At 65.1% G+C, this 21,863-nt stretch carries 23 protein-coding genes; 16 read left to right on the top strand and 7 right to left on the bottom strand.

What is annotated here, in order from left to right; all coding sequences use genetic code 11:
- Positions 1 to 35 precede the first annotated feature (35 nt).
- From ACZ0AJ_RS12840 to ACZ0AJ_RS12785, 12 genes are all read left to right on the top strand, one after another.
- Positions 36 to 830: a uracil-DNA glycosylase family protein gene (locus tag ACZ0AJ_RS12840; protein WP_499454894.1), complete on the top strand. Its 795-nt coding sequence runs from the start codon at positions 36 to 38 to the stop codon at positions 828 to 830.
- Positions 831 to 1,036: 206 nt separating this feature from the next.
- Positions 1,037 to 1,513 (top strand): Fe-S cluster assembly transcriptional regulator IscR, encoded by a 477-nt coding sequence (gene iscR, locus ACZ0AJ_RS12835; protein ID WP_183555382.1) that lies wholly within the window; start codon positions 1,037 to 1,039, stop codon positions 1,511 to 1,513.
- A gap of 19 nt (positions 1,514 to 1,532) precedes the next feature.
- Positions 1,533 to 2,789 (top strand): IscS subfamily cysteine desulfurase, encoded by a 1,257-nt coding sequence (locus ACZ0AJ_RS12830; RefSeq protein WP_183555381.1) that lies wholly within the window; start codon positions 1,533 to 1,535, stop codon positions 2,787 to 2,789.
- A gap of 47 nt (positions 2,790 to 2,836) precedes the next feature.
- Positions 2,837 to 3,247, top strand: coding sequence for a Fe-S cluster assembly scaffold IscU (gene iscU, locus ACZ0AJ_RS12825; RefSeq protein WP_183555380.1), 411 nt, complete (start codon positions 2,837 to 2,839; stop codon positions 3,245 to 3,247).
- Between the two features lie 35 nt (positions 3,248 to 3,282).
- The gene (iscA, locus tag ACZ0AJ_RS12820) at positions 3,283 to 3,606 is read left to right on the top strand and encodes an iron-sulfur cluster assembly protein IscA (protein ID WP_183555379.1); all 324 of its coding nucleotides are present in this window, start codon (positions 3,283 to 3,285) and stop codon (positions 3,604 to 3,606) included.
- A 6-nt stretch (positions 3,607 to 3,612) separates the two neighbouring features.
- A complete protein-coding gene (hscB, locus tag ACZ0AJ_RS12815; protein WP_499454892.1) occupies positions 3,613 to 4,128 on the top strand; it encodes a Fe-S protein assembly co-chaperone HscB in 516 nt (171 codons plus the stop codon).
- Between the two features lie 116 nt (positions 4,129 to 4,244).
- Positions 4,245 to 6,134: a Fe-S protein assembly chaperone HscA gene (hscA, locus tag ACZ0AJ_RS12810; protein ID WP_183555377.1), complete on the top strand. Its 1,890-nt coding sequence runs from the start codon at positions 4,245 to 4,247 to the stop codon at positions 6,132 to 6,134.
- 165 nt (positions 6,135 to 6,299) lie between these two features.
- The gene (fdx, locus tag ACZ0AJ_RS12805) at positions 6,300 to 6,641 is read left to right on the top strand and encodes an ISC system 2Fe-2S type ferredoxin (protein WP_183555376.1); all 342 of its coding nucleotides are present in this window, start codon (positions 6,300 to 6,302) and stop codon (positions 6,639 to 6,641) included.
- 5 nt (positions 6,642 to 6,646) lie between these two features.
- Positions 6,647 to 7,531 (top strand): class I SAM-dependent methyltransferase, encoded by an 885-nt coding sequence (locus ACZ0AJ_RS12800; protein ID WP_499454890.1) that lies wholly within the window; start codon positions 6,647 to 6,649, stop codon positions 7,529 to 7,531.
- Positions 7,532 to 7,539: 8 nt separating this feature from the next.
- The gene (ltaE, locus tag ACZ0AJ_RS12795) at positions 7,540 to 8,574 is read left to right on the top strand and encodes a low-specificity L-threonine aldolase (protein ID WP_499455027.1); all 1,035 of its coding nucleotides are present in this window, start codon (positions 7,540 to 7,542) and stop codon (positions 8,572 to 8,574) included.
- A complete protein-coding gene (locus ACZ0AJ_RS12790) occupies positions 8,571 to 9,260 on the top strand; it encodes an RNA pseudouridine synthase (RefSeq protein ID WP_499455025.1) in 690 nt (229 codons plus the stop codon). The genes ltaE and ACZ0AJ_RS12790 overlap by 4 nt, the downstream gene beginning before the upstream one ends.
- A gap of 93 nt (positions 9,261 to 9,353) precedes the next feature.
- Complete coding sequence (locus tag ACZ0AJ_RS12785; protein ID WP_499454886.1) at positions 9,354 to 10,994, top strand: choice-of-anchor I family protein; 1,641 nt, start codon at positions 9,354 to 9,356, stop codon at positions 10,992 to 10,994.
- On the opposite strand, the gene ACZ0AJ_RS12780 is transcribed toward ACZ0AJ_RS12785, so the two are convergent.
- The 6 genes from ACZ0AJ_RS12780 to ACZ0AJ_RS12755 all read right to left on the bottom strand — a co-directional run bounded on the left by ACZ0AJ_RS12780 (position 10,991) and on the right by ACZ0AJ_RS12755 (position 16,675).
- The gene (locus ACZ0AJ_RS12780; protein ID WP_499454885.1) at positions 10,991 to 12,010 is read right to left on the bottom strand and encodes an SDR family oxidoreductase; all 1,020 of its coding nucleotides are present in this window, start codon (positions 12,008 to 12,010) and stop codon (positions 10,991 to 10,993) included. The genes ACZ0AJ_RS12785 and ACZ0AJ_RS12780 overlap by 4 nt on opposite strands.
- A 92-nt stretch (positions 12,011 to 12,102) precedes the next feature.
- On the bottom strand, positions 12,103 to 14,175 hold the full coding sequence (locus tag ACZ0AJ_RS12775; RefSeq protein WP_499454883.1) for a PAS domain-containing sensor histidine kinase: 2,073 nt from the start codon (positions 14,173 to 14,175) through the stop codon (positions 12,103 to 12,105).
- A gap of 191 nt (positions 14,176 to 14,366) precedes the next feature.
- Positions 14,367 to 14,921 (bottom strand): RDD family protein, encoded by a 555-nt coding sequence (locus ACZ0AJ_RS12770; protein ID WP_499454882.1) that lies wholly within the window; start codon positions 14,919 to 14,921, stop codon positions 14,367 to 14,369.
- Complete coding sequence (locus tag ACZ0AJ_RS12765; protein ID WP_499455022.1) at positions 14,908 to 15,708, bottom strand: DUF3106 domain-containing protein; 801 nt, start codon at positions 15,706 to 15,708, stop codon at positions 14,908 to 14,910. The genes ACZ0AJ_RS12770 and ACZ0AJ_RS12765 overlap by 14 nt, the downstream gene beginning before the upstream one ends.
- Positions 15,705 to 16,106: a DUF3619 family protein gene (locus tag ACZ0AJ_RS12760; protein ID WP_499454881.1), complete on the bottom strand. Its 402-nt coding sequence runs from the start codon at positions 16,104 to 16,106 to the stop codon at positions 15,705 to 15,707. Before ACZ0AJ_RS12760 ends, ACZ0AJ_RS12765 begins: the two co-directional genes overlap by 4 nt.
- Positions 16,103 to 16,675, bottom strand: coding sequence for an RNA polymerase sigma factor (locus ACZ0AJ_RS12755; protein ID WP_183555366.1), 573 nt, complete (start codon positions 16,673 to 16,675; stop codon positions 16,103 to 16,105). Before ACZ0AJ_RS12755 ends, ACZ0AJ_RS12760 begins: the two co-directional genes overlap by 4 nt.
- A gap of 221 nt (positions 16,676 to 16,896) precedes the next feature.
- On the opposite strand from ACZ0AJ_RS12755, the gene ACZ0AJ_RS12750 reads away from it, so the two are divergent.
- The 4 genes from ACZ0AJ_RS12750 to ACZ0AJ_RS12735 are packed head-to-tail and all read left to right on the top strand — an operon-like array spanning position 16,897 to position 20,487.
- The gene (locus ACZ0AJ_RS12750; RefSeq protein WP_499454880.1) at positions 16,897 to 17,772 is read left to right on the top strand and encodes a TauD/TfdA dioxygenase family protein; all 876 of its coding nucleotides are present in this window, start codon (positions 16,897 to 16,899) and stop codon (positions 17,770 to 17,772) included.
- Between the two features lie 18 nt (positions 17,773 to 17,790).
- Entirely contained in the window at positions 17,791 to 18,795 is a 1,005-nt protein-coding gene (locus ACZ0AJ_RS12745) for an ABC transporter substrate-binding protein (protein ID WP_499454879.1), read from the top strand.
- A 1-nt stretch (position 18,796) separates the two neighbouring features.
- On the top strand, positions 18,797 to 19,630 hold the full coding sequence (locus tag ACZ0AJ_RS12740; RefSeq protein ID WP_499454878.1) for an ABC transporter ATP-binding protein: 834 nt from the start codon (positions 18,797 to 18,799) through the stop codon (positions 19,628 to 19,630).
- Positions 19,627 to 20,487, top strand: a complete 861-nt coding sequence (locus tag ACZ0AJ_RS12735) for an ABC transporter permease (protein ID WP_499454876.1) — start codon at positions 19,627 to 19,629, stop codon at positions 20,485 to 20,487. The genes ACZ0AJ_RS12740 and ACZ0AJ_RS12735 overlap by 4 nt, the downstream gene beginning before the upstream one ends.
- An 18-nt stretch (positions 20,488 to 20,505) precedes the next feature.
- On the opposite strand, the gene ACZ0AJ_RS12730 is transcribed toward ACZ0AJ_RS12735, so the two are convergent.
- Positions 20,506 to 21,861, bottom strand: coding sequence for a chemotaxis protein CheW (locus ACZ0AJ_RS12730; RefSeq protein WP_499454875.1), 1,356 nt, complete (start codon positions 21,859 to 21,861; stop codon positions 20,506 to 20,508).
- Positions 21,862 to 21,863 lie beyond the last annotated feature (2 nt).

The raw sequence follows: 21,863 nt of genomic DNA, 5'->3' as shown, positions 1-21,863 counted from the left end.
CTACAATCGCCGCCTCCTTCCATTGCCATTTCGCCATGACCGCCACCGCCGCGCCTGCCTCCAGACCCATCGCCATCCCTGCACCGATCCTGCAGGCCCTCGACCTGGCCGACGCCTCGTGGCGCCCGATCCTCGAAGCGGGGTTGCAGGCGGTGGCCCGTGCCAATCCTGATTATTTGCCCGCGCTGGCGCAGGACGATTACGTCCCCACGGAGCACCGCATGTTCGCCGCCTTCGCCCAGCCGCTGGACAAGGTGCGCTACGTGCTGGTCGGGGAGGGGCCGTACCCGCGCGCCGCGAGCGCCACGGGTGTGAGCTTCATGGATGGCGCTGTTGGCGACTTGTGGAGCGATAACGGACTGTCCAAGCCCGTGAACCGGGCGACGTCACTGCGCAACTTCATGAAAATGCTGCTGGTGGCAAGCGGCCAGTTGCAGCCCGATGCGACGAGCGGGGAGGCGCTGGCGCCGATCGCCCAGGCCGCGCGCGCTGACGGCTCCATCCAGACCTTGGCGCAGTTGCAGGACAATCTGGTGCACGAGGGCTTCTTGCTGCTGAACGCTGCGCTGGTGTTTCGCAAGCATGTCAAGCCGGTCATCGATGCGCGCGCCTGGTTGCCGTTTTTGCAGACCGTGCTGGCGGCGCTGGCCGCCCAGCCGCAGGTGCCGACGCTGGTCCTGTGGGGCAAGATCGCCGAGCAATTGCAGAAGTTGCCAGAGACGGCTGCCTTCCCGCAGGAGGTGGCCGAACATCCCTACAACCTGAGCTTCATCGGGCATCCGGGCATGCAGGCGCTGTTCGGGCCGATGGCATTGTTGCGCGCCCGTTGAGGGGGCTTGACGACCGCGTATTCGTCATGAACATGACCCGCCGTTTTTGGGGTGGTCCAAGACAAGATCATTGCGATTTGCTATACTTGACTAAATCGTTCAACTAATCAGGTCTTTCCCCGCTCTCAGAGGGAAACGTGCTGCAGACTGCGGCGCCGACTTGGTACTTGGGCAAGAGAAATATTTTATCATTCACCGGGGTTGAAATGCGTCTGACCACCAAAGGCCGTTTTGCTGTCACTGCGATGATCGACCTTGCCATGCGTCAAGGCAATGGTCCGGTCACGCTGTCGGGCATCAGCCAGCGCCAGGCCATTTCGCTGTCGTACCTCGAGCAGCTGTTTGGCAAGCTGCGCCGCCACGAGATCGTCGAATCGATCCGTGGTCCGGGCGGCGGCTACAGCCTGGCGCGCGCGGCGGGCAAGGTGACGGTGGCGGACATCATCATCGCCGTCGACGAGCCGCTCGATGCAACCCAGTGCGGCGGTAAAGAGAACTGCCATGGCGCCCATACCGACGGCGCCCGGTGCATGACCCACGAACTGTGGACCACGCTGAACGAAAAAATGGTCGACTACCTCGATTCGGTCTCGTTGCAAGACCTGGTCGACCAGCAGCGCCAGAAAGAACAGAACGTCGTGCACGTGCACCGCGGCGCCCCCGCCGCAGTCGGACAAAACTAAAGTTACCGGAGTAAATCAGATGAACGCGCCAATGGACAAGACCACCGAGCAAAGCTTCGCGCCAGCTCCACATTTCCCGATCTACATGGATTACTCGGCCACGACGCCGGTCGATCCACGCGTCGCCGACAAGATGATCCCGTTCCTGCGCGAGCAGTTCGGTAATCCTGCGTCGCGCAGCCACGCCTACGGCTGGAATGCCGAAGCGGCCGTCGAAGAAGCACGCGGCCACGTTGCCGCGATCATCGGCGCCGACCCGCGCGAAATCGTCTGGACCTCCGGCGCGACCGAAAGCAACAACCTGGCGATCAAGGGCGCGGCCCAGTTCTACAAGACCAAGGGCAAGCACATCATCACGGTCAAGACCGAGCACAAGGCTGTGCTGGACACCGTGCGCGAACTCGAACGCGTCGGCTTCGAAGCGACCTACCTCGAGCCGCAAGCCAACGGCCTGATCACCGTCGAGCAGCTGGCAGCGGCGATCCGCCCTGACACGATCCTCGTCTCGGTCATGTTCGTGAACAACGAAATCGGCGTCGTGCAACCAATCGCCGAAATCGGCGAACTGCTGCGCTCGAAGGGCATCATCTTCCACTGCGACGCGGCCCAGGCCGTTGGCAAGGTCGAGATCAACCTTGAAGTGCTGAAGGTCGACCTGATGACCTTTACCGCGCACAAGGCCTATGGCCCGAAAGGCATCGGCGCGCTGTACGTGCGTCGCAAGCCGCGCGTGCGCCTCGAAGCGCAGATGCACGGTGGCGGTCACGAGCGCGGCATGCGTTCGGGCACGCTGCCGACGCACCAGATCGTCGGCATGGGCGAAGCATTCCGCCTGGCCAAGGTCGAGATGGACAGCGAGCTGGCGCGCGTGCGCGCACTGCGCGATCGCCTGGCCCGTGGCCTCATGGAGATCGAAGAAGTCTATATCAACGGCGACATGGACCACCGCGTGCCGCATAACCTGAACGTCTCGTTCAACTATGTCGAAGGCGAGTCGCTGATCATGGCGATCAAAGACCTGGCCGTGTCGTCCGGTTCGGCCTGCACCTCGGCCAGCCTGGAACCATCGTACGTGCTGCGCGCCCTGGGCCGCAGCGACGAGCTGGCGCACAGCTCGATCCGCTTCTCGATTGGCCGCTTCACGACCGAAGAAGAAATTGATTTTGCCGTCAACCTGCTCAAGAGCAAAGTTGGCAAGCTGCGTGAACTGTCGCCGCTGTGGGACATGTTCAAGGACGGGATCGACATCAGCTCGATCCAGTGGGCTGCACACTGATCTGCTCATACCGAGCGCGCATTTTCTAAACATACTGGAGCATCACCATGGCATATTCGGACAAAGTACTGGACCACTACGAAAACCCACGCAACGTCGGCGCCTTCGACAAGGGCGACGATGACATCGGCACCGGCATGGTCGGCGCGCCGGCCTGCGGCGACGTCATGAAGCTGCAGATCAAGGTCAACGACCAGGGCCTGATCGAGGACGCAAAGTTCAAGACGTATGGCTGCGGTTCGGCCATCGCATCGAGCTCGCTGATCACTGAATGGGTCAAGGGCAAGAGCCTGGACGAAGCACTGGCCATCAAGAACACGCAGATCGCCGAAGAGCTGGCGCTGCCGCCAGTCAAGATCCACTGCTCGATCCTGGCAGAAGACGCGATCAAGGCCGCTGTCGCCGATTACAAGGCAAAGCACGCCGATAAAGCAGTTGCAGCAGTCGCAGCGGCGTAATTCCTGGTAATAGAACTGAGCTGGAGAAGCACAACATGGCAATCACCCTGACCGAAAAAGCTGCAAAGCACGTCAACCGTTACCTCGAACGCCGGGGCAAGGGCATTGGCTTGCGTTTCGGTGTGCGCACCACCGGCTGCTCCGGCCTGGCCTACAAGCTCGAGTACGTCGATGAAAGCGCAAACGAAGACAGCGTCTTCGAATCGCATGGCGTGCAGGTATTCGTTGATCCGAAAAGCCTGCCGTACATCGACGGCACCGAGCTCGATTTCGCCCGCGAAGGCCTCAATGAGGGCTTCCGCTTCAATAATCCGAACGTCAAGGACAATTGCGGCTGCGGCGAGAGCTTCCGCATCTGATCGCACATGCAGAATCACTTCGAACTGTTTCAACTGCCGGCCCGTTTCGAGGTCGACCAGAACGCCCTGGATGCCGCCTACCGCGAGATCCAGGGCCGCGTCCATCCTGACCGGTTCGTCGGCAGCAGCGACGGCGAAAAACGCGTGGCCATGCAATGGGCCACGCGGGCCAATGACGCCTACCAGACCCTGCGCAATCCGCAAAAGCGCGCGCAGTATCTGTGCGAGCTGAACGGCGTCGATCTGCAGACCGAATCGAATACCGCGATGCCCACTGCGTTCCTGATGCAGCAGATGGAATGGCGCGAAGAACTTGGCGATGCGCGCGCTGGCAAGGATGCTAGCGCGCTCGACGCACTCGATGCGCAGGTGCGCGCCGAACGCAAGCAGATGCTGGTTACCGTTGGCCAGCAGCTCGATGCGGGCGACTACGCCGCTGCCGCGCAGGGTGTGCGCTCGCTGATGTTCCTCGACAAGTTCGGCGACGAAGTGCAGTACGCCTTCGAAGCGATCGAGGCATAACCTTCCTGCACTTCATCGTGGACAGCGGTGTCGTCCACGCCCCGCTATGCCGGTCGGACGCGTAAAATAGCGTCCGCACCGTCCCTGCACGCAAAAATAACACTGGTATCACGACTATGGCACTCCTCCAAATCGCCGAACCCGGCATGTCCACCGCCCCGCACCAGCACCGCCTGGCCGTGGGCATCGACCTGGGCACCACCAATTCGCTCGTTGCCACCGTTCGCAGCGGCAGCCCTGAAGTGCTCAGCGACGAGGAGGGCCGCTCGCTGCTGCCGTCGATCGTGCGCTACCTGGACAACGGCCACGCTCACATCGGCCACAAGGCGCGCGCGCACCAGACCACCGACCCGAAAAACACGATCGTCTCGGTCAAGCGCTTCATGGGCCGTGGCCTCAAAGACATCACGCATGCGGAGAACCTGCCGTACGACTTCGTCGATGGCGAGGGCATGGTCCAGTTGAATACAGTCGCCGGCGTGAAAAGCCCCGTCGAAATCTCGGCCCAGATCCTGGCCACGCTGCGCCAGCGCGCTGAAGATTCGCTAGGCGACGACCTGGTTGGCGCCGTGATCACGGTGCCGGCGTACTTCGACGATGCACAGCGCCAGGCAACCAAGGATGCGGCCCAGCTGGCGGGCCTGAATGTCCTGCGTCTGCTGTCCGAGCCGACCGCCGCCGCCATCGCCTATGGCCTCGACCAGGGCAAGGAAGGCGTGTACGCCGTCTACGACCTGGGCGGCGGCACGTTCGACATCTCGATCCTCAAGCTGTCCAAGGGCGTGTTCGAAGTGCTGTCGACCGGCGGCGATTCGGCCCTGGGCGGCGACGACTTCGACCATCGCCTGTTCTGCTGGATCATGGAAAAGGCGCGCCTGGCGCCGCTGTCGGACCAGGACACCGCAACGTTGATGGTCAAGGCCCGCCAGGCCAAGGAACTCTTGTCGACGAACGAAGAAACGACGATCGAGGCAATCCTGAAGTCGGGCGAGCTGGTGCAGGTGACGATCACGGCCACCGAATTTGTCGAGATCACGAAGCATCTGGTCGGCAAGACGATGAACGCGATCCGCAAGGCGATGCGCGACGCCGACACGAGCGTCGAGGACGTCGACGGCGTGGTGATGGTCGGCGGCGCGACGCGCATGCCGCACGTGCGCCGGGCAGTGTCGGAATTCTTCCAGACCATCCCGCACGCCAACATCGACCCGGACCGCGTGGTGGCGCTGGGCGCGGCGATCCAGGCCAATCTGCTGGCCGGCAACCGCGCCGATGGCGAAGACTGGCTGCTGCTGGACGTGACCCCGCTGTCGCTGGGCATCGAGACGATGGGCGGCCTGGTTGAGAAGATCATTCCGCGCAACTCGACGATTCCGGTCGCGCGCGCGCAGGAATTCACGACCTTCAAGGATGGCCAGACGGCACTGGCGGTGCACGTGGTGCAGGGCGAGCGCGAGCTGGTGTCGGACTGCCGCTCGCTGGCGCGCTTCGAGCTGCGCGGCATCCCGCCAATGGCGGCTGGCGCAGCGCGCATCCGCGTGACCTACCAGGTCGACGCCGATGGCTTGCTGGCAGTAGCCGCGCGCGAAATGCGCTCGGGCGTCGAGGCATCGATCACGGTCAAGCCGTCGTACGGTCTGGCGGACGACCAGGTGGCGCGCATGCTGCAGGATTCGTACACGTCGGCTTCGAGCGACATGCAGATGCGCGCACTGCGCGAAGAGCAGGTCGAGGCCGAGCGCATCCTGCTGGCGACGCAGTCGGCGCTGGACAGCGATACCGATCTGCTCTCGCCCGACGAGCAGGCCACCATTGCCGCGCAATTGCAAATGGTGCGCGACGCGGTCGCGATGTCGAACGACACGACGCTCGAACCGGGCCTGCGCCAGAACGTGGTGCACGATGCAGTCCAGGCGCTGGCGCATGGCACCGAAGAATTCGCGGCGCGCCGCATGGACAAGAGCGTGCGCAAGGCATTGTCGGGCAAGTCGCTGGACGAAATTTAAGACGCAACCCGGAAACGTCGTTCCCGCGGAGGCGGGAACCCAAGTTTGCCAGCGTTGCCATGACCATCAAACGTCGGCACGCAGCAAACTGGCTTGGGTTCCCGCCTTCGCGGGAACGACGGTCTTGAAAGCGCACAAATATAACAATCAAACGAGGTAACCCAAGTGCCACAAATCGTCATCCTCCCCCACCCAGTGCTGTGCCCAGAAGGCGCCGTGCTTGACGCGCCTAGCGGCAAATCGGTCTGCGACGTCCTGCTCGAGAACGACATCGACATCGAACACGCCTGCGACCGCGTCTGCGCCTGCACCACCTGCCACGTGATCGTGCGCGAAGGCTTCAACTCGCTGAACGAACAGCAGGAGCAGGAAGAAGACATGCTCGACAAGGCCTGGGGCCTGGAGCCCAATTCGCGCCTGTCGTGCCAGGCGATCGTCGCCGACGAAGACCTCGTCGTCGAGATCCCGAAGTACACGATCAACCACGCCGCCGAAAAGAACCACTGATCTTCATGAAGCGTGTCGAGAACGTCAAGAAAGCCCCGGCTGCTCCGGAGCTGCCACCCGAGGTTCGCCCGGGCCAGTCGATCGAGCTGCTCAAAGAGCTGCACATCCTGACCCGTGACGGCAAGTTGAATCAGGACAGCCGCCGCAAGCTCAAGCAGGTCTACCACCTGTACAACTTCATCGAGCCGTTGCTGCGCGATGTGCAGGGGGCGAAGGGCAGCGTGTCGCTGGTCGACCATGGCGCCGGCAAATCGTACCTCGGCTTCATCCTGTACGACCTGTTCGTCAAAGCCCAAGGCGAAGGCTCGCACATCTACGGTATCGAGACGCGCGAAGAGCTGGTCACCAAATCGACCGAGCTGGCTGCGCGCCTGGGGTTTAAAGGCATGTCGTTCCTGCCGCTGTCGGTGGCCGAATCGACCACCTCGAGCGCGCTCCCGGAATCGATCGACATCGTCACCGCGCTGCACGCCTGCAATACCGCCACCGATGACGCCATCGATTTCGCGCTCAAGAAGAATGCGAAGCACATGGTACTGGTGCCGTGCTGTCAGGCCGAAGTCGCCACCGTCCTGCGCAAGAACAAGGGCAAGGACGTCAAACGCAGCGCGCTGACCGAAATCTGGCGCCACCCGATCCACACGCGCGAATTCGGCAGCCAGATCACCAACGTGCTGCGCTGCCTGCAGCTCGAGGCGCATGGCTACCAGGTCACCGTGACCGAGCTGGTGGGCTGGGAGCACTCGATGAAGAATGAATTGATCATCGCCACCTACAAGAACCTGCCGCGCCGCCGCCCGACCGAACGCCTGCACGAGGTGCTGGGTGAACTGGGCCTGGCAGAGATGACCGAACGTTTCTACGCCCCACAAGCCGCCACCACGGAGTGACAACAAGCATGAGCGACAACACGCAAGGCTGGATCGACCTGCGCAGCGATACGGTGACGCAGCCAGGCGCCGCGATGCGCGCCACGATGGTGGCTGCCCACGTCGGCGACGATGTGTATGGCGACGACCCCACCGTCAACCGCCTGCAGGATTACGCGGCGGAGCTGTTCGGTTACGAGGCCGGCATGTTCGCCCCGAGCGGCACGCAGACCAATCTGATCGCCCTGATGACCCACTGCGGTCGCGGCGACGAATACCTGGTCGGCCAGGAAGCGCACACCTACAAGTACGAAGGCGGCGGCGCTGCGGTGCTGGGCAGCATCCAGCCGCAGCCGATCATCAATCAGCCGGATGGCTCGATCCTGCTGGCCGACATCGAGGCCTACATCAAGCCCGACGACATGCACTTCGCGCGTACCCGCCTGCTGGCGCTGGAAAACACGATTGGCGGCCGGGTGCTGAGCCAGGAGTACGTGGCTGCAGCCACGACGCTCGCGCACGAGAAGGGCCTGGCCACGCACCTGGACGGCGCGCGCATCTGCAATGCCGCCGTCAAGCAGGGCATCAGCCTGGCGGACGCCGTCAAGGGCTTCGACACGGTCTCGGTGTGCCTGTCCAAGGGTCTGGGCGCGCCGGTCGGTTCGGTGCTGCTGGGCCCGAAGGCCTTCATCGAGCAGGGCAAGCGCTGGCGCAAGATGCTGGGCGGCGGCATGCGCCAGGCCGGCGTGATCGCTGCTGCCGCGCATTACGCGCTCGAGCACAATGTCGCGCTGCTGGCGCAGGACCATGACAACGCCGCCGAACTGGCGCGCGGCCTGGCCCTGATCCCGGCGCTCACCGTCAGCACCCCGCAAACGAATATCTTCTGGATCGACGTGCCGGCTGCTGCCTGCGCACCGCTGCGCGCGGCGCTCGAACGGGCGCAGATCCGCGCCACGGTCGGCCCCAGAATGCGTCTCGTGACGCACCTCGATGTCTCCGCGCGCGATGTCCAGCGCACGGTCGACGTCTTCACCGCATTTTTTACTGATTGGCGTGCATGACAACTGAAGAAGCAATCCGCCTGGCCAAGCGCGTGGCCGACGTGGCAGGGTGCTCGCGCGCCGATGCCGAGCGTTATATCGCCGGCGGCTGGGTCAGCGTCGACGGCGCCGTAGCCGAAGATCCCGCCACCCGCGTCACGCCAGAGCAAAAAGTCGAGCTGCTGCCCGGCGCGACGCCGGTCGAACCGGACCCGGTGACGATCCTGATGCACAAGCCGGCCGGCATGGAAATCGAAGCGGCGCTCGCCAGCATCACCGCCGAGAACCAGGTGCTGGAACACGGACGCGGCAAGCCGTTCCTGCGCCGTCACCTGTTCAAGACCACGGCTGCCACGCCGCTCGAGACCATGGCCTCGGGCCTGATTGTGTTCAGCCAGGATTTCCGCGTGATCCGCAAGCTGGTCGACGATGCATCGCGCAACGAGTCCGAGTACGTCGTCGAGGTCGACGGCCAGATCGCCGACAATGGCATGGCCAAACTCGGGCGCATGTTCAAGGCCAGCTGGCAAAGCGAGCAGCGCCTGCGCATCGCCGGCAAGAACATCCAGCGCGGCCAGATCGAGCGCCTGTGCGGCGACGTGGGCCTGCGTGTGACGGCATTGCGCCGCCTGCGCATCGGCCGCATCTCGATGGGCCCGATGCCGGCCGGCGGCTGGCGCTTCCTGCGCGACACCGACCAGTTCTGATCCGGTGACGGGGAACGTGTTGATGACATGTCATGCTGCTGTCATCGACGCGTCCTATGCTGGCGGTTTTTCATCCCTGGAAAACCGACCATCATGCTGCGCCGCTCCCGTGCTACCACCCGCTACCTTCCGATGATTGCCACGATTGCGCTGGCCTGCACGCTTGCTGCCTGCGGCGGCGACCATGACGACGAACCGACGCCCACCACGCTGACGCTGGAAAAAATCGGCAGCTACAACGGCGGCGCCGTCGGCGCGGCCGAGATCACTGCCTACGATGCGGCCAGCAAGCGCCTGTTCGTCGTCAATGGCGCGAATGGCACGGTCGACGTGCTGGATCTGAGCGCGCCGGCTGCGCCCAAGCTGCTGGGCACGATCAGCGTCGCGGGCCTCGGCAAGGCCGTCAACAGCGTCGCCGTGCACGACGGCCTGGTGGCGCTGGCCATCGAAGCGGCGGTCAAGACCGACCCCGGCACCGTGGCGTTCTACAACGCGGCCGACCTCAAGCTGATCAACAGCGTCAAAGTCGGCGCGCTGCCCGACATGCTGGTGTTCACGCCGGACGGCAGCAAGGTACTGGTCGCGAACGAAGGCGAGCCAAGCGGCTACGGCGTGGCCGGCACCAGCGATCCGGAAGGCGCGGTCAGCATCATCACCGTGAACCGCGGCGGCGCGCCAAGCGTCGCCACCGCCGACTTCCGCAGCTTCAATGGCCAGGAAACGGCGCTGCGCGCGCAGGGCATCCGCATCTTTGGCCCCAACGCCACGGCGGCGCAGGACTTCGAGCCGGAATACATCACCGTCAGCGAAGACGGCAAGACGGCCTGGGTCACGCTGCAGGAAAACAATGCCATTGCCATCGTCGATGTGGCCAGTACGAAGGTCACGTCGATCAAGCCGCTCGGCTTCAAGGACCACAACGTTGCTGGTTTCGGTCTGGACGCGTCGGACGAAGATGGCGGCACCAATACCAACAGCGGCACGCCGGCCACGAAGATCGGCCCGCAGCCGGTGAAGGGCATGTACCTGCCGGACGCGATTGCCGGCTACACGGTCGACGGCAAGCATTACCTGCTGACCGCAAACGAAGGCGATGCCCGCGCCGACTGGCCGGGCTTCAATGAAGAGACGCGCATCCGTGCCCATTGCACGGCAGGGCTGGACCCGAGCGTGTTCCCCAACGCCGGCAACGCAACGTTCGATTCGAACCTGGGCCGGCTGCGCGTGACCACGACGCCCAACGGCGGTGGCATGACCGGCAAGAACGCAGCCGGCCAGTGCACCGAGCTGTACACGTTTGGCGGCCGTTCATTCTCGATCTGGGACTCGGACATCAAGCGCGTCTACGATTCGGGTGACGAGTTCGAGCGCCGCACCAGCGCGCTGCCGAACGCGCGCTTCAACGCCAGCAACGACAACAACAATCTGGAAGACCGCAGCGGCTCGAAAGGCCCGGAGCCGGAAGGCGTCGTGGTCGGCAAGTTCGGCGACAAGCAGTATGCGTTCGTCGGCCTGGAGCGCATCGGCGGCGTGATGGTCTACGACATCACGAAACCGGCGTCAGCGTCGTTCGTGACCTATCTGAACACGCGTGATGGCGACAAGGGCGACCTGGGACCGGAAGGCTTGACCTTCATCCCGGCGCACAAGTCACCCAACGGCAAGCCGTTGCTGATCGTCGGTAACGAGGTCAGCGGAACGACTGCCGTCATGCAGGTCCATCTGACGTATTAATTGTCAGAGCGTTTGCCCAGCAAGGAGAGGCCGACGGCGGCCGCGATCAGCACGGCGCCCACGGCAAGCGTGTTGTCATTCGATGGCACGCGAGGCTGCACGTCGCGCCGTGCTCTAGCAGGGGCACGGGCAGGGGCAGGGCGCTTCACCATGCCGCTGTGCACGCCACTGGCGCCCTGCTGGGGCTCGTACAGCGCGCCCACGGTGTCTTCGGTGGGGTCAGCACGTTTGGCCCAGGTTTCCATGAAGCGGTTCATGCCGGATGCCAGCAGGTCCGGCGCCAGTTGCGTGAGCTTCTTGGTCACGTCGGGCGCGCCCAACAGGGTGACTGAGCGCGGCTTGCGCACCAGAGCGACAACGGCGTTGGCCACTTTTTCAGGGGCCAGCACGCCCGGCGGATACGACAGCTTGGCACCCGTGTAGTTGGCGGCGTGCTTGAAGCCCGGCGTATCGACGAAGGACGGGTAGATGTCGCACACGTGGATGTCGCGCTTCTTGCCCAGTTCGGCGCGCAGCGCCTCGCTGAAGCCGCGCAGCCCGAATTTGCTGGCGCCGTAGGCCGCCGCGTACGGCGTGGCGACAAAGCCGCCCGACGAAATCATGTTCACCCAGATGCCGTAATCCTGTTCCAGGAAAATCGGGATCACGGCGTGCGCGTCGTTCATGTGGCTGATCAGGTTGGTCTCGATGACCTGGCGGTGGTGCGCGATCGGTACATCGGCGAACTTGCCGACCACGCCACTGCCCACATTGCTGAACCAGAGGTCGATCTGGCCGAGAAGGTCGCGTGCATCCTGTGCGAATGCGGCAACGGCGTCGGCATCGGTGGCGTCGACGACCAGCACGTCGGCATGGCCGCCGGCCTGGCGGCAGCGCCGGGCGACATCGTCGAGGCCTTCCTTGCCACGGGCGCCGAGCACGAGATGGGCGCCCTGGCGGGCGAAGGCGATGGCAGTAGCGGCGCCGATGCCGCTGGAGCCGCCCATGATGACGACGCGAAGATGTGATTGCTTCATGGAATACCCTTATTCAATGATTGACGAGTTCGTAGACCGTTCAATTATTGGGGTATTCCCGCGATGGCGTATTTCGAATTCCGCGTGACAAGTTAACGCTGTTGCAAGCGCAGCGCATCCGTGGCATCGACGGCGCCGGTGACGGTGTCGGCAATGGCAAGACGGACCGTGAACGTGCTGCCGCGGCCGATACCATCACTGGCGGCGATGACGTCGCCGCCATGCAGGTCGATGATGCTTCTGACCAGCGCCAGCCCGATGCCCAGGCCGCCCTGGGCCCGGTCCGGCGAGCGTTCGGCCTGGGTGAACAGATCGAACATGCGCGGCAACAGCGACGCATCGATGCCGACGCCGTTGTCGCGCACGGTGATGGCCACCGTGCCCGGTTCGCGCGTCGCCGTTACCTCGATGCGTCCGCCATGGGATGTGTACTTCGCTGCGTTGTTGAGCAGGTTGGCCAGCACCTGGACCAGGCGGTGCGCGTCGCCGGCGATGTGGGCACCGGCGGCGTCGCCCGTTACGCTCAGGGTATGGCCGCGCGCAATGATCAACGGCTGCGACTGCTCGACGGCATTGGCCACGAGCTGCATCGGGTCGAGCAGCGCCCGGTCCAGCTTGATCAGGCCGCGGGTGACGCGCGACACGTCGAGCAAATCATCAACCAGCGACGTCATGTGGCGTACCTGGCGGCTGATCACTTCGCTCGAGCGCCGGACCCGTTCTTCGTTGGCGGTGCCGAACTTGAGCATCTCCGCCGCTGCGGCGATCGGCGCCAGAGGGTTGCGCAATTCGTGCGCCAGCATGGCCAGGAACTCGTCCTTGCGACGGTCCTGATCCTGCAGCGAACCGTACAGCCGCGCATTCTCGAAACCGGTGGCGGCAATTGATGCCAGTTGCACGAGGATGGCTTCGTCCTCGTCGGTGAAGTCGCCCTCGAACCGGTCGGATGCCTGGATCAGGCCGATGTTCTTGCCCATGCGGTCGATCAGCGGCACGGCCAGCCAGCCGCGCAGCACCGGATGCTCGCCGGCATGCTCGCCAAAGCCGCGCCAGGCGGGATGCGCCTCGAGCTGCGCTTGTGTGAGGCGCATGACGCGGTTGTCGCGGCATACCTGCGCGTAGATCCCGGAGCCGTCCGTCCTGGCATCGTAACCACGGTAAGCGGCGTACTTGTCCGACAGCGAGACGGCGTTGATGGCCTGCGTCCAGCCGCCCGCTTCGGTCAGCGAAACAACTGCCTGGTGGGTCTGCAGGATGTCGCGCACGGCCGTCACCAGCGCCTGCGCGATGTCTTCGGCCGCCAGCACCGTGTGCAGGGTGCGGGCCGCCTGCGCGACCTTGGCCAGCAGGGCGCTGTTGCGTTTTTCGCGGTCGAGCCGCTGGGCCAGTTCGAGCTCGGCCGCGATCATGTCGTGGATGTCGGTGTTGGCGCCGATCCACTCGCGGATCGAGCCGTCGTCGGCCAGGATCGGGATGCCCTTGACCGCGGTCCAGCGGTAGCTGCCGTCGGCGCAGCGCAGCCGGTACTTTGTTTCGAACACCGAACGCGCGGCAACGCAGGCCAGCCACAGAGACTGGGCCGGTGCGCGGTCATCGGGGTGCAAGGCATCGACCCAGCCGAAATCCTTCCACTCGTCGTAGGTCTGGCCGGTATAGGCGCGCCAGGACGGCGAGTCTTCCAGCACGCGGCCGTCCGGCGTGTTTGACCAGACGATCTGCGACGTGGCCATCACGAGCGAGCGGAAGCGCTGCTCGCGCAGGCGCAGCGCGCTGTCGGCCGCCATGCGCTCGGTGATGTCCTCGTGCATCAGCATCACTTCGAGCGTATTGCCGTCCTTGTCCTTGATCGGCCGCGCCTTCGCGGTGACCCAGCGCTTCGGACCGTGACCATCGAGCGTGCTGACGTCGTACAGCGCCGCCGGCAATTCAACCGGCTCCCCCTGCAGCGCCCGCGCCAGCAGCGCGGCGATGCCGTTGTCGGCCAGTTGCGGGTCGTGCAGCACGTTGTAGTCGCCCAGCACGTACGCCATCAGCGGCGTGCCTTCGTGGATCTGCCACAGGTTTTCCCATGCCTTGTTGACACGCGTGGTGCGCCCCGATGGTGCGAGGATCTGGATGCTGATTGGCGCCTGTTCGAATAACGCCTGGAAACGGGTGTCGGGCATGCTTGCTGATTCTGATTCTAAAAACGTGAGGTGCGCGGTGGAAGACAAAGCAAACTCGCGCTGATTGGTATTTCGCGACCCGCATGATGTCACAGCCTGGCCACCTTGTTGCGACGATCATTGCGTTGGTGCGTGGATGCCACGCCGGTCATGCTGGATGCATGATGCCGGACGGCGCTGGTAAGCCGGCTTCACTGCTTGCCGTCGCGCCGTACCGGTTTGGGCAGGCCGATCTGGCGCGTGCCGGCCAGGCGGTCATGCAGGAACTGCCGGTCGCGGTCGAGCCAGGCCGTCGCTGCCCAGGCGGCAACGCCGAGTGCGAGCGCAATCGCGATGTCGGCTTTCGCATGCAGCCCGAAGACCGCGCAGACGATCAGCGCGGGCGCGAACCAGCCCCAGGCTGCCAGGTAGCGCACGACGGCGACGCGCCAGGGCAGGCGGGCATGGCCCGGCGTGACGAGCTTGATGCGCCAGGTCTTCATCGCCAGCGTGTGCCCGCTGTCGCGCCAGCACCAGGTGAAGTACAGGCCCGTGATCACGAACAGGTAGACCTTCAGGCCGTGCTGGAAGAGGGGATCCTGGCGGTTGCCGGTGACGAGCAGATACAGCAGGACGGCCAGCATCTCGACCGCGAACAGCAGAAAAAATTCATACACCATCACCGCCAGGCGCCGCTTGATCGTGGGCGTGCCCGGCAGCGCCAGCGCAGCCTCGGGCAGCACGACCGGCGGCTCAGTTGCTGGCATTGGCGGCTTGGTTGGCGGGCTGAGACGCGCCGGGCTGGGCACCCGACGTGGCGACAGCGCCGCCATTTGCGGGCGCTGCCGGGGCCGGCGCGAACGGCGGCGCGGTGGTCGGCGTGGGCGTGGGCGTGGACGCAGCGGGCGCCGGTACGACGGCAATCGCCGACGGCGGCGTATCGGGCGTGCCGATCAGCACGCACTCGGCGCCCCGGCGCGTCGTGTTCGCCGCGCACGGCATCGGCACGACCAGTTGCGGCGCATCCGGCAGCGCGATCGGCGCGCTCTTTTGCAGCGTGGCCGGCTTGCTGGCCAGCTTGCGCTTTTCCTCGGCCGACAGCTGCTTGTAGTTTTCCCAGTTGGCGGCCTTGTCGCCCTGCGCCAGCTTGTTGGTCTTGCTGAAGTTTTCGCGCGCCAGTTCACGCTGCTGGGGCGTGAGCTTCATCCACTGGCGCATGCGTTCCTGCACGCGTTGCTGCTCGGCCGGGCCCATCGAGGCAAAGCGGGCCGAGACCTCGATCCAGCGGCGCTTGCGCGCGCCTTCCATGCGGTCCCATTCCGGCGCGAGCGGCGCAAGCGCCACCTGTTGCGCACTGCTCAGGTCGCGCCACAGCGGCTTGTCGGGGGCCTTGCGCAGCGGGCGCACGCTCGCGATCGTTTCGGTGGCTGCCGGCAGGATGGACGGCGTCTCGAGGCGATCGACGATCGCCCAGGCCAGCGCAGCAGCGGCCACGACGCCGATGACGGTCTTCAGCACGGGGAAACGCGATCGCGAGACGTTCTTCTTGGTCATTGCTGGCGCTGCTGCGACTCCAGATAGGCGTTGAAACCCGGGTCGAGATAGGCCGTCAGCGGCAATTCGTCGGCCAGTACGGCGGCGTCGATGTCAGCCAGTGCAGCCAGTTGCTGCTGTTGTTCGTGCTGGTAGAAGCCACCCATGCCAATCACCAGCGCCATGAGCGGCACGGCGATGGCCAGGCGCGACACGGTCGGCCCGGCCAGGAATGCGCCAATGCCGCGCCAGCCGGCGCCAGAAGCAAAGCCGAAGCGGGCGGCGTCGGGTTTCTTGCGCGCCATGGCGGCAGCGCGTGCAGCGGCCAGCCGGTCGACGGTGGAAGCCGGCAGGTGGTCGAGCTGTTCATCCAGCGCGTGGCGTATCTTGTACGCCAGATTGATGTCGTCGGTGTTCATAGTGTGATTCCCTTGGCCTGGAGCGCTGCCGCGAGGGCGTGGGTGGCGCGCGAGCAATGCGTTTTGACGCTGCCCTCGGAACATCCCATTGCTGCCGCCGTCTCGGCGACGTCCATATCTTGCCAGTAACGCATGAGGAAGGCTTCCCGTTGACGCGTCGGGAGTTTTTGTACTTCGTCATCGATCAGGCGCAAGGTCTGGGTACGCTCGACCTGGTCTGCGCTCGACTCTGCGGCCGCCGAACCCTGCTCGGCCTCGAGTGAGGCGAGTATATCAAAGTCATCGTCGTCGTTGCCGTCGCCCCGCCCGAAGCCCGAAAACAGGCTGACCCAGGTATTGCGCACTTTTTCGCGGCGGAAGTAATCGAGGATCGTCGTCTGCAGGATGCGCTGGAACAGCATCGGCAGCTCGGCCGCCGGCTTGTCGCCGTATTTTTCGGCGAGCTTGATCATCGCGTCCTGCACGATGTCCAGCGCCGATTCGTCCTTGCGAACCGCATAGACCGCCTGCTTGAACGCGCGCCGTTCGACATTCTGCAGAAAGTCGTTAAGTTCTTTGTCTGTGGCCATGCAGGTTCAGGGGGAGGCGCGCAAGTGGGTCGTGCTTTAGGGAAAACTGTCGCATCCTAGCAAAAAACCATCCGGCCTGCATCGGAATCGCTCAGGGAGGGCTCCCGCCATGCCCGGTGCATGGGGCGCGAAAACCGCATGACGATAGCTGAAATCATTCGTTGTTGGGGCCGGTGGGCATGGCTATCGTAACAACACGATCATTCAGCCACGCCATCGCCATGCCACTCGATTCTGCCCGCCAGTCCTTTGCCATCCATCCGTTTCCCGGCGCGCCACTGGGTGCCGAAGTCATCGGCCTCGACCTGTCGCTGCCGCTGGCCACGGCCGATCTTGCGCGGCTGCACCGCGCGCACCTCGATTACCACGTGCTCGTGTTTCGCGACCAGCACATCACGCCCGCGCAGCAGGTGGACTTCAGCCGCCACTTCGGCGCCCTGCAGATCCACGTGCTGCGCAACTTTCAGCTGCCCGAGCAACCCGAGGTGCTCGTCATCTCTAATATCCAGCAGGACGGCAAGCCGGTCGGGCTGGGCGACGCCGGCCACTTCTGGCATTCCGACCTGTCCTATAAAGAGACGCCGAGTCTGGGCTCGATGCTCCATGCGCAGGAGCTGCCGGCCGAGGGCGGCGACACGCTGTTCGCCAACCAGCACGCGGCGTGGGACGCCTTGCCCGATGACCTCAAGCGCGAGGTCGAAGGATTGCAGGCCGAGCACTGGTATCTGGCGCGCTATGACGAACTGCGCCAGCGCAACCCGTACCGGCCGCAGCTGACCCAGACGCAGATCGACGAAGTCAGGCCGGTCAGCCACCCGGTCGTGCGCACGCATCCCGAGACGGGCCGCCGCGCGCTGTTCGTCAGCGAGCATTTCACGACCCGCATCCTGGGCGTGTCCGAACAGCGCAGCCGCGAACTGCTCGATTTACTGTTCGATTACGGCACGCGCGCCGAGTATGTCTACCGCCATCAATGGCAGCCACACGACATGGTGTTCTGGGACAACCGCTCGCTGATGCACCTGGCGGCAGGTTGCCCGGACCACCTGCGCCGCAAGCTGTACCGCACGACGATCGAAGGCGACGTGCCTTTCTGACCTCATTCCAGGACACCCATGAATCTCACTACAAAATTGTTGGCACTGGCCGCCGCGCTGACGTTGGCGCTGCCGTCAACGGCGCAGGCCGAAGGCAAGATCCGCGTGGCCGAGCAGTTTGGCGTGGTCTATCTGCTGCTGAATGTGGCGCAAGACCAGAAGCTCATCGAAAAGCATGGCAAGAAGCAGGGGATCGATGTCGACGTGGACTGGGTCAAGCTGTCGGGTGGCGCGGTCGTCAACGATGCGCTGCTCTCTGGCTCCATCGACGTGGCCGGCGCCGGCGTCGGCCCGTTGATGACGATCTGGGATCGCACGAAGGGCCGCCAGAACGTGCGCGGCATCGCGTCACTGGGGAGCTTTCCGTATTACCTCGTCAGCACCAATCCGGCCGTGAAGACGATTGCCGACTTCAGCGCGAAAGACCGGATTGCGTTACCGGCCGTGACGGTGTCGGTGCAGGCGCGCATCCTGCAGATGGCAGCGGCAAAACAGTGGGGCCTGGCCGAGTTCAAGAAGCTCGATCCGCTCACGCAGACGGTGCCGCATCCGGATGCGGCCGCTGCCCTCATCGCCGGCAAGACTGAGCTCAACGGGCATTTCGCCGCGCCGCCGTTCCAGCAACTCGAGCTGGCGGGCAACCCCAATGCGCACGTCGTGCTCGACTCGTACCAGGTGCTGGGAGGGCCGTCGTCGGCCACGGTGCTGTATGCCACCGAGAAGTACGTGAAGGACAATCCGAAGACCTACCGCGCCTTCATCGATGCGCTGGCTGAAGCTGCGCAATATATTGCCGCCAATCCGGAAGGCGCGGCCGATGCCTATCTGCGCGTGAACAAGGGGAGCGTCGACCGGGCGCTGCTGCTCAAGGTCATCAAGGACCCGAAGACGCAGTTCAGCGTGGCGCCGCAAAACACGCTGGGACTGGCGCAGTTCCTGCACCAGGTCGGCGCCATCAAGAACAAGCCGGCATCGTGGCGCGATTACTTCTTCGCGCATCCGGCCATCGCCAACGGAAGCTGATATGCGCGCCATTGCCCCCTTCAACCTGGTGCCGCCGGAACCGCTGCTGCGCGCCCAACATGTGACGCTGGAATACGCCAGCGAGCGCGGCGTCGTGCGCGCGACCGACGATGTGAGCTTCGACGTCTACCGGGGCGACCGCTTCGTGCTGCTGGGGCCGTCGGGCTGCGGCAAGTCGACGCTGCTCAAAGCCATCGGCGGCTTCATCGCGCCGCGCGCGGGCAGTCTGCACCTGGGCGGCACGCCCGTCACGGGGCCGGGCCCGGACCGCATCGTCGTGTTCCAGGAATTCGACCAGCTGCCGCCGTGGAAGACGGTCAAGCAGAACGTCCTGTTTCCGATGCTGGCCGGTGGCGTTGCGCGGGCCGAGGCCGAGGTGCGCGCCCGCCACTGGCTCGGCAAGGTCGGACTGGCGCGGTTTGCCGATGCCTATCCGCACACGCTGTCGGGAGGCATGAAGGCACGGGTGGCGATTGCCCGCGCGCTGGCGATGCAGCCGGCTGTGCTGCTGATGGACGAGCCGTTTGCCGCGCTCGATGCGCTGACCCGGCGCAGCATGCAGGAAGAGCTGCAGGCGCTATGGGACGAGATCGGCTTCACGATGCTGTTCGTGACGCACTCGATCGAAGAGGCGCTGGTGGTGGGCAACCGCATCCTGCTGCTCTCGCCGCACCCGGGCCGCGTGCGCGCCGAACTCAATAGTCACCAGTTCAGCCTGGCCAGTGCGGGCAGCCACGAGTTTCAGGCTGCCACACAGCGCATCCACGCGCTGCTGTTCGGTGCTGACGCCGATGCGCCCGCTGTCCAACCACAACCCGCGCTGGTGCAACCATGAACGCCGTGCACGAACCGCCGGTCCGGCCCGAGTACATCGCGCTGCAACGTGCAGCGCCCGACCCGGCCCTGGTCAGCACCGGGCCGGTCAACCGCTGGGGCTGGTTGAGCAAGCCCGCGATTCTGCTGGCGCTGGTCATCCTGTGGGAGTTGCTGGCGCGCTGGGTCGACAACGATTTACTGCTGCCAGGCGCGCTGCAGACGGCTCGCGCATTCATCGATGGCATCGCGTCGGGCGAATTGATCGGCTATGTAACGGTGTCGCTGGCCATCCTCGTGCAGGGATTCCTGTTGGGCGTGGCGATCGCGTTCCTGCTGACCTGGCTGGCCGTGTCGAACCGCTTCGGACGCGAGCTGATCGACACGCTGACGTCGATGTTCAACCCGCTGCCGGCCATTGCGCTGCTGCCGCTGGCGCTGCTGTGGTTCGGCCTGGGCAAGGGCAGCCTGCTGATGGTGCTGGTCCATTCGGTCGTGTGGCCGCTGACGCTCAATGCCAGTGCCGGCTTTCGTGCCGTGCCCGAGACACTGCGCATGGCCGGGCGTAACTATGGCCTGGGCGGCTTGCGCATGGTGCTGCAGATCCTGGTGCCGGCGGCACTGCCGTCGATCCTGTCGGGCCTGAAGATCGGCTGGGCCTTTGCCTGGCGCACGCTGATCGCGGCGGAGCTGGTCTTTGGCAGCACGTCGGGGCAGGGCGGTCTGGGCTGGTACATCTTCCAGAACCGCAACGAGCTGTTCACCGATAAAGTGTTCGCGGGCCTGGCCACGGTGATCCTGATTGGCCTGGCGATCGAGCGCTGCGTGTTCCAGACGCTGGAGCGCGTGACGGTGCGGCGCTGGGGCATGCAGCGCTGAAACGCAAGGCTGCCTGGCTCAGTTCGCCGCCTGCGGTGCGCCCAGTGTCGTAATCCGATAAGTGGCTTCCTGTCCGCCATCGTCGGTCGTGATGAACTCAGTGCCGTTGGCGCCCATGTTGAACATGCGCCCGGCCCCAGCAGGAATCAGCGACTGCACGCGGCGCACAATGTGGCCGGCCAGCCCGTGCGCGCCCTGCGCCACCAGTACCGTGCCATCCGCGCCATCCGCGCCATCCGTGCCTGGTGCCTCCCCACGCAGGTCGATCAGCGGGATCGCCGCGCCCTGCCAGGCCATGGTGGGGCCCTGCGGTACGTCCAGCGGCACGATCTGTTCGATTGCGGCGAGTGGCAGCGCCTGCAGGCCGGCGGCATCGAACACGATATAGGCTTCGGCATTGCCGGCGCCGGCGCTTGTGCTGGTGCTGGCGGCGGCCATGACGCCGTCGCCGCGCGCCAGCGCCGCTTCGGGATGCCGTGCCAGCAGACGCGTGACGTCGACCAGCAGCACCGTGGCGCCGCTGGCGTCAATGACGTTCTCGCCAACGCCATCCGTGCTGGGCACGCCGGGACCGAATTCCTCGAGCCGCAGCACGGCCTGCACCGGCACACCCAGCGCCAGGTCGGCGTGCTGCAACACGGCGAGCAGGGGCGCCGCAGCGACGCGCGTATCGACGCCAGGCGCCTGGAACAGCGCTGTGCTGGCAATCAGCGCGAGCTGGCTGTCGTGCCAGCGGCACCAGGCGCTGCTGCCGATATGCGTCAGCGCCGGCAAGGCAAGCACTTCGGCCAGCGCGGCTGGTGGGACACCGATCAGGCCGTGGCCGGTGTCGAGGAGCGCGTAGCAGGTACGTTGCAGGGTCTCGGCCAGGGGCGGGGCAGTGGACTCAGCGGGCGCAGCGGCCGTGGCGGCCGTCGGCGCCGTGCTCCAGCACTGTGCCAGATCGGCCAGCCGGGTCACTTCCAGCAGGCTCAGAAGCACGCCGTTCCCGGCCGGCACAGCGCTGTGGAACACGTCATCCGGATCGTCGCCGTGATGCAGGCGCTGCAGCGCTGCTGCCTCGACCTCGACCAGCTCCTCGAGCGCATCGACACGCAGGCCGACGGTACGGTCACCGTCGCGCAGTAACAGCAGTTGCGGGACGGCGCCCGCCGGCGCTGCGCCGACGTCGAGCCAGCGCGCCAGGTCGACCACCGGCACGGCCATGCCGTCGTGCTCGACCATGCCGAGCAGAGCGTGGGTGCGCAGGGGCAGGCGACCGAAGGTCTCTGGCAACGGCAGCGCCTGGAGCACGGCTTCGATCCGTATGCCGATCCCGACTTCACCGATCCGGATGCGCGCCAGCGTCAGCCGCGCGCTGGAAGTGGCCGGCATGG

The organism is Telluria sp. AC161 (assembly GCF_979258535.1).
This window is presented reverse-complemented; position numbering and strand designations above follow the sequence as displayed.